Annotated in this window: 12 protein-coding genes; 9 read left to right on the forward strand and 3 right to left on the reverse strand. The window is 64.9% G+C overall.

Going from position 1 to position 12,051, the window contains the following annotated elements; translation table 11 throughout:
- Window positions 1-124: 124 nt before the first annotated feature.
- A complete protein-coding gene (locus tag AU252_RS08425; RefSeq protein ID WP_058930324.1) occupies window positions 125-1,027 on the reverse strand; it encodes an NAD(P)-dependent oxidoreductase in 903 nt (300 codons plus the stop codon).
- Between the two features lie 39 nt (window positions 1,028-1,066).
- Window positions 1,067-2,536, reverse strand: coding sequence for a four-carbon acid sugar kinase family protein (locus tag AU252_RS08430; RefSeq protein ID WP_058930325.1), 1,470 nt, complete (start codon window positions 2,534-2,536; stop codon window positions 1,067-1,069).
- A 144-nt stretch (window positions 2,537-2,680) separates the two neighbouring features.
- Between AU252_RS08430 and AU252_RS08435 the strand changes: the two genes are divergently transcribed.
- The 5 genes from AU252_RS08435 (at window position 2,681) to AU252_RS08455 (ending at window position 6,903) form a co-directional block, all read left to right on the forward strand.
- Entirely contained in the window at window positions 2,681-3,385 is a 705-nt protein-coding gene (locus tag AU252_RS08435) for a FadR/GntR family transcriptional regulator (RefSeq protein WP_058930326.1), read from the forward strand.
- 105 nt (window positions 3,386-3,490) lie between these two features.
- Window positions 3,491-3,700: a dodecin gene (locus tag AU252_RS08440; RefSeq protein ID WP_056347910.1), complete on the forward strand. Its 210-nt coding sequence runs from the start codon at window positions 3,491-3,493 to the stop codon at window positions 3,698-3,700.
- 267 nt (window positions 3,701-3,967) lie between these two features.
- On the forward strand, window positions 3,968-4,789 hold the full coding sequence (locus AU252_RS08445; RefSeq protein WP_058930327.1) for an aldo/keto reductase: 822 nt from the start codon (window positions 3,968-3,970) through the stop codon (window positions 4,787-4,789).
- 90 nt (window positions 4,790-4,879) lie between these two features.
- Complete coding sequence (locus AU252_RS08450) at window positions 4,880-5,851, forward strand: aldo/keto reductase (RefSeq protein WP_058930328.1); 972 nt, start codon at window positions 4,880-4,882, stop codon at window positions 5,849-5,851.
- Window positions 5,845-6,903 (forward strand): SDR family oxidoreductase, encoded by a 1,059-nt coding sequence (locus AU252_RS08455; protein WP_058930329.1) that lies wholly within the window; start codon window positions 5,845-5,847, stop codon window positions 6,901-6,903. Before AU252_RS08450 ends, AU252_RS08455 begins: the two co-directional genes overlap by 7 nt.
- A 58-nt stretch (window positions 6,904-6,961) precedes the next feature.
- On the opposite strand, the gene AU252_RS08460 is transcribed toward AU252_RS08455, so the two are convergent.
- Window positions 6,962-7,342: a nuclear transport factor 2 family protein gene (locus AU252_RS08460; protein ID WP_240484351.1), complete on the reverse strand. Its 381-nt coding sequence runs from the start codon at window positions 7,340-7,342 to the stop codon at window positions 6,962-6,964.
- Between the two features lie 335 nt (window positions 7,343-7,677).
- Between AU252_RS08460 and AU252_RS08465 the strand changes: the two genes are divergently transcribed.
- The 4 genes from AU252_RS08465 to AU252_RS08480 all read left to right on the forward strand — a co-directional run bounded on the left by AU252_RS08465 (window position 7,678) and on the right by AU252_RS08480 (window position 11,993).
- Entirely contained in the window at window positions 7,678-8,169 is a 492-nt protein-coding gene (locus AU252_RS08465; RefSeq protein WP_058930330.1) for a DUF2975 domain-containing protein, read from the forward strand.
- Window positions 8,169-8,396, forward strand: a complete 228-nt coding sequence (locus AU252_RS08470; protein ID WP_058930331.1) for a helix-turn-helix domain-containing protein — start codon at window positions 8,169-8,171, stop codon at window positions 8,394-8,396. Before AU252_RS08465 ends, AU252_RS08470 begins: the two co-directional genes overlap by 1 nt.
- Before the next feature lie 182 nt (window positions 8,397-8,578).
- On the forward strand, window positions 8,579-11,131 hold the full coding sequence (locus tag AU252_RS08475; protein ID WP_058930332.1) for a rhamnogalacturonan lyase: 2,553 nt from the start codon (window positions 8,579-8,581) through the stop codon (window positions 11,129-11,131).
- A gap of 28 nt (window positions 11,132-11,159) precedes the next feature.
- Complete coding sequence (locus AU252_RS08480; protein ID WP_058930333.1) at window positions 11,160-11,993, forward strand: aldo/keto reductase; 834 nt, start codon at window positions 11,160-11,162, stop codon at window positions 11,991-11,993.
- The last annotated feature ends 58 nt before the right edge of the window (window positions 11,994-12,051 follow it).

Genomic DNA, 12,051 nt, shown 5'->3' on the forward strand with positions numbered 1-12,051 from the left:
TGACAAGCCAGTCTTCCAGAAGACGGGCAATCGGGCGGTTATTTTTTCTGCTTGGGGACTTCAGGTGAGGTACGACGACGGCGGAGGGGGGACCGCCGTCGTCGGGTCTGGTGGGTGGAACTGACTAGCTCGCAGTGCGCTTCGTGGGCGCTACAACCTTGATGACGGCGGAGTCGTCAGAGGCGGCGAGGCCCTGGGCCTGGCCCAGGAGGTAAAGCTGTTCGGCAGCGGCGGCAACGGGGGCAGCGAGACCGGCAGCACGGGTGGCCTTGCCTACGATTCCCATGTCCTTGACGAAGATGTCCAGGCGGCTGAGGACTTCAGCGCCTTCCTCCGTGTAGGCCTCGAGGATGCGCGGGCCGCGGTTGGAGAGCATGAACGAACCTGCCGCGCCGGCTTCGAGGGCTGCGAGGGTCTTGGCCTGGTCCAGTCCGAGCGCGTCGGCAAGGGCCATGGCCTCAGCGGCGGCGGCGATGTGGATGCCGCACAGGAGCTGGTTGACGGTTTTGAGGGCCTGGCCGTCGCCGGGCTTGTCGCCCACGATGGTCAGGGTGGAGGCCAGCAGTTCCAGCACGGGGCGGGCCTTTTCCTGGGCTCCGGGTGAGGCGCCCACCACGATCAGCAGGTCGCCCTCGCCGGCGCGCTTGGGGCCGCCTGACAAAGGAGCGTCAACAAGCTCGACGCCGTATTCCGCCAGCCGGTCCACCGTGGCGGGAATGGCTTCCGTGCCGACGGTGCTGCCGAGGATCACCACGGCGCCCGGCTCAAGCACGGAGGCCACGCCGTTCTCGCCGAAGAGAACGTCGATAAGCTGTTCGCCGTTACGGACGGCGAGGAGCAGGGCGTCGGCGCCTTTCGACGCTTCCCGGGCGGAGCTAAAGGTGTGGATTCCGGCTTCCGCGGCGAGCGCCAGGCGCGGCTCGGCGATGTCGAAGCCGTGGACGGTGAGCTGGCTGGCCAGGCGCGTGGCCATGGGAAGGCCCATGGCGCCAAGGCCGAGAACTGTGACTTTGTAGTTTGCAGACATTGTTTTCTCCGTTGAATACGTGTTGTTGAGGTTGGAGTCTTAGAAGGTGTTGCTGAGCTTGCGGGTGACCTGGGCGAGGGAGTCGTCGTCGCCTACGTTGCCGGCGAACACGATGTAGGGAATGCCCTTAGCCGGGCCGTCCACCGGTTCCCAGAGGGAGACGATGCCCGGCAGCATGGGACCGCGGACAATGGCGTGGCGAATTTCCAAACCGTGGGCGGCGACGTCGGAGGACGTGATGCCGCCCTTGGCGATGACAAACCGCGGCGGGAAGGTCTTGAGGGTGCGGTTCACCACGGCGACGACGGCGGCGGACACCGTACGTGCGATCCGCAGGCTTTCGACCGGGTCTTCGGTCTTGATGAGCAGGCGGCTGGTATGGACGATGGCGTCGCCGCCGTGGAGCGCGTCCACTACGGTTCCCACCATTTGGTCGAGGTACGCATCCGCGTTGTCACCCAGCAGCTTTTCGACGTCGATCTCCACAATGCGCGCGGCGCTGTGCTGTTCGGTGAGGGCCTTGAGCTGGCGGGTGGTGACGCCCACGTGGGAGCCCACCACGATCAGGCCGCCGGCCTCGGACGGGGTGTTGCCGGCGTAGGCTTCGGCGCCAGTGAGCTCGGTGCGGATTTCCTGGCCGATCCGGGCGCGGACAAACGGCGGTCCCACGCGGTAGAGGAGCTTCTTGCCGCGCCGTTCGGCTTCTTCCAGGCCCAGGGACAGTGCACGGAGATCGTTCTCCGTGACGATGTCAGCGACGATCGGCGTGGAGTTGGTGGCAGGCTCGATGGCGTCGGCAATGGCCTTGGCGGTGATCTGCGGATCGGCAGAGGCGCGGATGATGTTCAGGTCCAGGACAATCACGGATTCCGCGGCGAAGCGGCCCCGCGACTTCTCTTCCACGTATTTGGTCATGTCCGAGCTGGCGAAGCCGAAGCTGGCGTCCTTGGCGAATTCGGTCTCGGCCACGGGGGTGAGCTTGCCGGCGTCGTCCCCGGTGCCGCGCATGTAGTGCACGCCGCCGATGGTCACGCGGCCGGCGTCGGGGAATGCCGGCACCAGCACAACGCCGTCGGTGGCTTCTCCGCTGACGTCAGCAACAGTGGCCGCAATGACGTCGGGCTCCAGCGGGTAGTGGCCACGGAGGGTGGAGTCGCTGCGGCTCACGAACCCCAGCCGCAGGGCATCTGAGGAGCCGGCGGCGGCCAGTGCGTTGCGGACCACTTCCTCGTTGCGGGCTGCGGCTTCTGCGGGGTCCAGGCTGCGGGTATTGGTCAGCACGTACACGGCGGGCTTCGCCTGGCCAAAGGCCCAGATGAAGTCCTCCACTTCCCAGCGGGTGAGCACGGGCAGATCCGCAACGGACTGCGTTCCCGTGGGGTCGTCGTCGAGCACTACGAGCATCCGGGGGGTCTCCGCGCTGGACGCGGCGACGGCGTCGGCAACAAGGCGGGCGGGAATCCGGACTTCGGCCGGGAAGGCGGCCAGGATGTCTGCTTCAAGCGTCACAGTGCACTCCGTTGTGTGGAAATCTCTAAGTATTGGTAACTGTAAGATGTCTGACATCTAACATTTCAAATAGTGTGGCACAGGACATAGAAACGCGCAAGTAGACTTGTCAGACATATCTGGCGACGGCGGCAAGGGGGACATATGGCACGGAAATCACTGGTGGGCGTTGTTGCAGACGAGCTCCTGGACCGGATCATTGCCGGGGAGTTTCCGGCAGGATCCAGCGTGCCCGGAGAGCTTGAACTCAGCGCCAGGCACGAGGTCAGCCGGATGACCGTGCGCGAGGCCATGAAAACCCTGGAAGCGCAGCGGATCCTTAGCGTGGAACGCGGCCGCGGCACGTTCGTAAACCCGCTGAACCGCTGGGCTTCGCTGGAAGCTGTCCTTAGGGCCGCGTCTGAGGGCCAGAACGAAGCCGCCGCCTCCGTTCAGCTCATTGAACTGCGCCGAATGCTGGAAACCGGGGCGTGCGAACTCGCGGCCGCCCGGATCAGTGACGCCGACATCCAGGCGCTGTTCGGCCATGTAGCGGCGATGCGGGCCGCCCATGAGGTCAATGACGTGGCCGCCTTTGTGGAGGCTGACCTGGCATTCCATGACCTGATCCTGCTCGCCTCGGAGAACGTTTTTGTGGCGGTCCTTTTCGCGCCGCTGCACCGGGTGCTCGAAAAGCGCCGGGCCGAGACATCGGCTGTGCCGACCATCCAGGAGCACGCCATCGGGCACCACCAGAACATCGCCGAGGCACTGGAATCGCGCGATCCGAGCCGTTCGCGGGAAGCCATGGACCTGCACATGCAGCAGACCCTGGATGACCTCAAGAACCTGGTCCTCGAAGCGCCCTGACCTGCGTCCATTCCGCAGTATTGGGTCTGGCCACGCCTGAGAACTGCCACTAGTGTTCAAGGACGGCCCGCAACCGGGAATCGAAGGCGATCACGAGGAGCGAAGTTGTCCAACCACACGTACAGCATTACTGAAATTGTCGGCACCTCCGAAGAGGGTGTGGACGCGGCCGTCCGGAACGGGATCGCCGAGGCCGCCAAGACCTTGCGCAACCTTGACTGGTTCGAGGTCAAGGAAATCCGCGGTCACCTCGAAGACGGCAAGGTTGCCGACTGGCAGGTACGGATCAAGCTCGGTTTCCGCCACGAAGGCTGACCCCTCCAAGGTCTGAACAGTGATGGCCGCGTCCTTTGGGCGCGGCCATCACTGTTCGGCCATCACTGTTCAGCCATTCGGCACGGCCCTGCCAGGCACTTCCTACAACGAAGGTAGGACTGCCGGTCCTAGGAAAAACAGGGACACGGTCAAGGACTGACTATCGGCGCGAAAGTGCATAGGCTCGTACCGGAGCAGTTCCCGAAAGCGGTTTCCTGCCGGACATCCCGAGCCAGGAACCATCCTTCAGCACTACGAGGAGTACCCATGTCAGAAATCTCGCTGAACAACGGCGTCACTATCCCCCAGCTCGGCTTCGGCGTTTTCCAGGTTCCGCCGGAAGACACCCAGCGGATCGTTGAGGATGCCCTGGCAGCCGGCTACCGCCACATCGACACCGCCGCCGGATACCGCAACGAAGCAGGTGTGGGCGCTGCCATCGCAGCCTCGGGCATTCCGCGCGAGGAAATCTTCGTGACCACCAAGCTCCGCAACGGCGATCAGGGCCGGGCCTGGGACGCATTCCAGGACACCCGCGAGGCGCTGGGTCTTGACTTCGTGGACCTCTACCTCATCCACTGGCCGGTCCCGTCACAGGGCCTCTACGTCCAGGCTTGGAAGGAACTGGAGGCCCTGTATGCCGCCAAGGCGATCCGTGCCATCGGCGTCTCGAACTTCCTCTCCGACCATCTGGACACCCTGCTCGATTCCACGGACGTCGTACCCGCCGTGAACCAGATTGAACTGCACCCCAGCTACCAGCAGGCCAAACTAGCCGCCAAAAGCCGTGCCCTCGGGATTGCGGTGGAGGCCTACAGCCCGCTGGGCCAGGGTGGGGACCTCAACGGAAACGCCGTCACCGCCGTTGCGAAGGCACACGACGCCACCACGGCGCAGGTGGTCCTGGCCTGGCACCTGGCCGCCGGCACCATCGTCATCCCCAAGTCGGTTAACCCGTCCCGTATCCGCGAAAACTTCGCGGCCGCTTCCCTAACCCTGACCGACGACGAGCTCGCCTCCATCACCGCCCTCGAGCGGGGCGCGCGCATCGGTTCCGATCCCGCCGTCGCCGCTTTCACACAGCTGTAGCCAACGCTGACCGAGCCTGCCGGCACCGATTACGGCGGGCTCGGTCACCGGGTTCCGCCACGTCCAACCACCAGCGAAGGATCCCTCCCTATGCAGTACACGCACCTGGGCCGTTCGGGCCTGAAAGTTTCCCGGCTTTGCCTGGGCACCATGAACTTCGGCCCGCACACCGACGAGGCTGACGCGCACCGCATCATGGATTCCGCACTGGACGCCGGCATCAACTTCTTCGACACAGCCAACGTCTATGGCGGCAGCGGGCACCGGGGCTGGACCGAGGAAATCATTGGCCGCTGGTTCGCGAAGGGCGGCGAGCGCCGCGAACGGACCGTCCTGGCCACCAAGCTGTACGGCACCATGACGGACCGCCCCAACGAGTCCAAGCTTTCCGCGCTGAACATCCGGCGCGCCCTGGATGCCAGCCTGAAGCGCCTCCAGACGGACTACATCGATGTGTACCAGTTCCATCACATTGACCGGGATACGCCGTGGGACGAGATCTGGCAGGCCATCGAAGTGGCCGTCCAGCAGGGCAAGATCCTCTACTCGGGCAGCAGCAACTTCGCGGGCTGGCACATCGCCCAGGCACAGGAAGCCGCCCGCCGCCGGAACTACACCGGGCTGGTCAGCGAGCAGTCCATCTACAACCTGTTCCGCCGCGAGGTGGAGCTGGAGGTCATCCCCGCCGCACAGCAGTACGGCCTGGGCCTGATCCCGTGGTCGCCGCTCCAGGGCGGGCTGCTGGGCGGCGTCCTGAAGAAGGAACGCGCGGGCGTCCGGCGCACCGAAGGGCGCGCCGCAGAAACGCTCAAGCAGCACCGGGACCAGATCCAGCAGTTCGAGGATCTCGCGAACGGGCTGGGGCATGAACCCGGCGACATCGCGCTCGCCTGGCTGCTGCACCAGCCTGCTGTCACCGCACCGATCGTGGGGCCGCGCACGCAGGAACAGCTCGACGCCGGCATCCGGGCGTTGGAGGTCACGCTTGACGCCGACGCGCTCAAGCGGCTCGACGACATCTTCCCGGGCCACCGTCCGGCACCGGAGGACTACGCATGGTGACTCTGTTTGATCCGGCCGCGTTGGATTCCGCGGCCGACACCGTGGCACCACGGAGCCTCCTCTTCCTGGGCGGCACCGGCGTGATCAGCGCCGCAGCGGCGGAACGCGCCGTCGTACTGGGACACCGGGTGACCATCCTCAACCGCGGCCAATCCGGCAAGCCGGCACCGGACGGCGCAGAGGTCCTGCACGCGGACATCCGCGACCAGGCCGCTGTGCGGGAGGTGCTGCAGGGCAGGGAGTTCGACGCCGTAGCGGACTTTATTGCCTTCACTCCGGACCAGGCGCGGTCCAGTATGGAACTGTTCCGCGGCCGGACCGGCCAGTACGTGTTCATCAGCACAGCGTCGGCCTACCAGAAGCCGCCCACCCGGCTGCCGATCCTGGAATCCACTCCGCTGAAAAATCCGTTCTGGCAGTATTCACGGGACAAGATCGCGTGCGAGGACCTGTTGTTCGAGGCGTACCGGTCGGACGATTTCCCGGTGACCGTGGTGCGCCCCTCCCATACCTACGACCGCACGCGAGTGGGCCTGGTGGGCGGCTGGACAGATATTCACCGGATGCGCACCGGCCAGCCCGTCATGGTGCATGGTGATGGCACGTCGCTCTGGACGGTGACCCACGCCAGGGACTTCGCGAAGGCCTTCGTGGGGCTGCTTGGCCGGCCGCAGGCGGTGGGCGAGAGCTACACCATCACCTCCGACGAATACCTGCCCTGGAACCAGATCTACGGCCTGTTTGCCCGGGCGGCGGGGGTTCCCGATCCCGAGTTGGTCCATGTGCCCTCGGAGACCATCGCCGCACACGGTGCCGGGCACAGCCCCCATCTAGGGCCAAGCCTCCTGGGCGACCGCGCCCACTCGGTGGTGTTCGACAATGCCAAGATCAAAGCCCTGGTGCCTGGCTTTGCCGCCACCATCCCTTTCGCTGACGGGACCCGGGAGATCGTTCAGTGGCATGACAGGCACCCCGAGCTGCAGGTGGTGGACCAATCGTTCATGGATCTGAGTGATCGGCTGATCAGGTGGGCGCGAAGGGCGGCTGACTGACGGCAGCGCCGGGGCGCATCCTGTGGCGCCCCGGCACTAGGCCGGCCGCGGCGCGGTGCTAGGCCTTTTCAACCCACCGGGCCCGCCACTCGGGCGCCTCGAAGGCCTCGCTCCAGTAGGCCGTCTCCTTGGCGATCCTGCCGTCCCGGAATTCGAAGATGAACACCGTTTCGTACCGCGGCCCGTTGTAGTCCAGCAGGGCTTCGGCCACCACCAGGTTCCCGCCGCTCAGCATCCGGCGTGGCGTGATGGTGGGCAGTTGCGGGAAGGCGTTGTAGATTCCCCGCCGGTTTTCCGCCCCGCGCACAAGCTCCCCGGATTGCGGCCAGTGCATCACCGCGTCGTGGTGAAACAGTTCGTCCATGACCTCAATGCGGCGGTCGTTGATGCACTCGATCAGCCGGTTGACCACGTTCTCATTAGCGTTTGCTTCAACCACGATGTTGACCTGATTCCTCGACGATGCTGGGGACGGCTAACTCTTGCATTGTGCTCCTGAAATCCAACATGCACCACGGTGGGCGGCTCCTCTCCCCGCAGGCCTGTGCGCTCCTGCCCAGTTGCTTGTGGCCAACCTGCCGACATGCCGTGGCGCGGAGCGGTTTTGCCGGCCTCGTCCCGGAGCAACCGGGCGGGAACGCACTCAGGGCCGCGGTCTTGAGCCGAGGCCCCTTGCTCCCTTGCCAAGGTCCTTGCCTGGCTCTTGCCAAGTACTTGCCGGATCAATCGAATATCGATAGCCTTACGTTGTTATTCGATACCCTAGGAGATCCATTGGGAAAGCTGCTCACCCTCGCCCTGCGCGCCGTGCTGGCGATTGCGCTTGCCGGTTCACTCTTTGTCCAGGTCTGGATGGTGCCGCTGCTGTCCATCGACCTGGAGGAATCCGGCACCGACGCAGGCGTGCGCATGCTGACCCTCGCGATCGTGGTCCTGGGCATCGCCGCCGTCCAGGTCACCCTGGTGTGCGTCTGGCGCCTGCTGACGATGGTGCGGCGCGGAACAGTGTTCTCGCACGCCGCTTTCCGCTACGTGGATGTCATCTTCTGGGCCGTTGCGGCCGCGTCCGTGTTGGTGTTCGCGCTCGCCGTGATGCTCGCGCCGGGTGACGCCGCCCCCGGCGCTGTGCTGCTGATCTGCGGTGCGTCGCTGCTGATCGCAGGAGTGGCCCTCATAGTGCTCGTACTCCGGGCGCTGCTGGCCCAGGCGGTGGCCCGCGACGCCGAGGCGAACACCCTGCGCGCCGAGCTGGGCGAGGTGATCTGATGCCGATCGTCGTTGACATCGATGTGATGCTGGCCAGGCGAAAGATGCCCGTGGGTGAGCTGGCCGACCGGATCGGGATCACTCCGGCCAACCTGGCGGTCCTCAAGAATGGCCGCGCCAAAGCCGTGCGCTTCACCACGCTTGAGGCGCTGTGCGACGTCCTCGACTGCCAACCCGGGGACCTGCTGCGCTGGGAGCCCGGGGAAGCGGACGACGTGACGGCCTAACTGGGGGGCAGACCCGAGGCCGCCCCCCTGAACAGGTCATCCGGAAATCCGCCCGGCCATGCCATTTACAACGTTCTAAATACTCGGGATTCCCACTGGGCGCAAGGGTTGATTTCTGGTGCACACCCCCACTAAGTTACTGGGGAAGCGTTTTCCCAATCCAAAATTGAAAGGATTCACTGATGAATCCGAACAGGATATCCGTGCGCCGTTTTTCGGTGGCCACAGCTGCGGGCCTTGCCCTGACCGTGGGGTGCCTCACCACCCCGGCAGTCGCCGTCGAGCCTTCCACGATGCCCGCTACGGGCGTACAGCTGGATTATCTGGACCGCGGGCTGGTTGCCGCCGGCACATCCGAGGGCGTCTTCCTGAGCTGGCGCCTCTTGGGCCACGAGGCAACGGGCTCGTCCGCCACAGGCCTCACCGGCACCGACTTCAATGTGTACCGCGACGGCCAGAAGCTCGCATCCGTCACGGACAGCACGAATTACCTTGACGCCGGCGGAACTGCGTCGTCGGCATATGACGTGCGTGCCGTCGTCGGCGGCGTTGAACTGGACCGGAGCGCCACTGCCACCTCGTGGGGCGGCAACTTCAAGGACATCCCGCTGAAGAAGCCGGCAGACGGCGTGACGCCCGCCGGCCAGGCGTACACCTACTCGGCGAACGATGCTTCGGTGGGAGATGTCGACGGCGATGGCCAGTACGAGTTCGTGGTCAAGTGGGATCCGAACAACTCCAAGGACGTCTCCCAGGCCGGCTACACGGGCAACACCTACGTGGACACCTACAAGGCCGACGGCACGCTGCTGCACCGCATCGATCTGGGCGTCAACATCCGGTCCGGCGCCCACTATACGCAGATGCTGGTGAACGATTTCGACGGCGACGGACGTTCGGAAATGATGTTCAAAACAGCCCCGGGCACCAAGTCCATCTCCTACAATCCGGACGGCTCCGTGGGCGCAGAGTCCTTCATCTCGCTGCTGCAGAAGGACCTCGACGCCGGCTATTCCAACTCCGACGATTACCGGATGAGCGCCGCCGACTACTACCAGCACATGATGGACACGTTCCTGGGCTGGAGGGACCACCCCGAGGTCAAGGCCGGCAACTGGCCCGCCACCCTGGAAGAAGCCTTCGGCATCGCCCCGCAGTACCAGTACCCGCTGTCCCGGACTGATGCAGAAGCGGTGACGGACTACTTCATGGATGTCTACGCGCCCGCCCGCAGCGCCCGGAACGCCCTGCGCGCCTTTGAGGGCTTCATCGTTTCCGGCCCGGAATACCTCACCGTCTTTGAGGGCGCCACGGGCAAGGAACTGAAGACGGTCGCGTATGAGCCAGGCAGGCACGACGACGGCCTGATGTGGGGCGACTACGCAATGGCCCGGATCGAGCCCGGCAACCGCGTGGACAGGTTCCTGGCTGGCGTCGCGTATTTGGACGGCAAAAAGCCCGCCGCCGTGTTTGCCCGCGGCTATTACACCCGCAGCACGCTGGCTGCGTACACGTGGGACGGCGCCGACCTCTCCCCGGTCTGGAACGTCGACTCGGGCTGGACGCCCATGACCAACCCCTTCAACGACAGCCCGCACGGCCGGGACGGCACGGACCCCGAGTTCGGCACCCTCACCACGCAGGGCTTCCACTCCCTCAGCGCCTCCGACGTGGACGGTGATGGCAAGCAGGAAATTGTGTACGGCTCGGCCACCATCGACGACGACGGTTCGCTGCTGTACAGCTCGTCCGACACCATGCCGGCCGGCAGCGCCACCCCGGGTGAGGAGGCCCGTCTGGGTCACGGCGATGCCATGCATGTGACGGACATTGATCCCGCCCGCCCCGGCAAGGAGATCTTTACGGTGCACGAAGGCGGCACCTACGCCCCGTACGGCTACGCCATGCGCGACGCCGCCACCGGCGAGGTACTGTTTGGCGCCTACTCCGGGAAGGACACCGGCCGCGGCATGATCGGCGACGTGGATCCGGCTGTCCCCGGCATCGAAAACTGGGCCATTGGCATGCAGTCGGCCGACGGCGACAAGCTTTCCGCGACCTCCCCGGGCACCAACATGAGCATCAAATGGGCTGCCGACATGACAACCCAGATCATCAACGGCTCCGGCGACCAGACCCCCTCCATTGACGACTGGAAGCGCGGCAGGCTGATCACCGCCACGGACACCCGGACCAACAACGGCACCAAAGGCACACCGAGCCTCGTTGCAGACGTAGTGGGTGACTGGCGCGAGGAAATGCTGGTCCGGACGGCGGACAGCTCAGCGCTCCGAATGTACCTGAGCACTGAAGTGACCAACCACGAGCTCTACACACTCATGCACGACCCGCAGTACCGAGCTGAAGTTGCCCGGCAGAACACCACGTACAACCAGCCGTCCTACACGGACTTCTACTTCGCTTCGGACATGCACTTCGATGATGTGCCGCTGCGGGCCGCCTGGCTCCCGGGCAGTGTGAAAGCCCTCCAGCAGGCTGTGGAGGACCTGATTGAGTCCGGCGACGTGGCGGGCCCGGTCGCGAGGCAGCTGGCAGCGGGTGTGCAGGAGGCGGCAAAGGCAGTGGACGACGGCGATGCCTCCCAGGCGGCACAGGCCATCCAGCGCTTTGTGGAGTTCCTGGACCAGCAAAAGAAGCCCGATCAGGTATCCGACGTGGCACGAACAGTACTCGACTACCAGGCCGGAAATATTCTCCGGGCATTGGAAGGCTAGGAACGCGAAAGCACGGCAGACTGTTGAAATGACTCTCTCACCGCTCATCACGCTCAATGACGGCCACGGCATCCCGCAACTGGGGCTCGGCACCTGGCCGCTGGACGACGAACAGGTGACTGCCGCCGTCGTACATGCCCTGGAAGCCGGTTACCGGCACATCGATACGGCAGTGAAATACGGCAATGAGGAAGGTGTTGGGAACGGCATCCGCGCCAGCGGGGTGAACCGGAGCAAAATCTTCGTCACTACCAAGCTGGACGGCGAATTCCAGGGCCAGGACCGCGCGGTGGCGGGCTTGGAGGGGTCGCTGACCCGTCTGGGGCTGGACTACGTGGACCTGCTGCTGATCCACTGGCCGCTCCCTGGACGTGATGATTTCGTCTCGACGTGGAAAACGTTTGAGCGGCTGCAGGCGCAGGGCAAAGTCCGGTCCATCGGCGTCTCCAACTTCAAGCCGGCACACCTGGAACGGCTGCTGGCCGAAACCGACGTTGTGCCTGCGGTAAACCAGATCCAGCTGAGCCCAGCGATTACGCGCGAGGCGGAACGGGAGTTCAACGCCGGGCATGGAATTGTCACGGAATCGTACAGCCCTCTGGGCGGGTCGGGGGCCAGCCTGCTGACCGCTCCCCTCCTTGCGCAGCTCGGCGAAAAATACGACAAGACCCCGGCTCAACTGGTGCTGCGCTGGCATATTGAAAAGGGACTTGTAGTCATTCCAAAATCGGGAAATCCCGAGCGGATGCGGGAGAACCTGGACATCTTCGATTTCTCCCTGGATCGGCAGGATCTCGCGGAACTTGCCATCCTGGACGAGGGGCCCGGCGCCGGCAACGATTCAGACGCGACAGGCCACTGAGAGGGCCCCAACAGGCTTTCCGCGGAGATTTAGAGTGGCGAAAAGAAAGTAAGCATGA

Origin of the sequence: Pseudarthrobacter sulfonivorans (assembly GCF_001484605.1) — a bacterium.
Lineage (GTDB): Bacteria > Actinomycetota > Actinomycetes > Actinomycetales > Micrococcaceae > Arthrobacter > Arthrobacter sulfonivorans_A.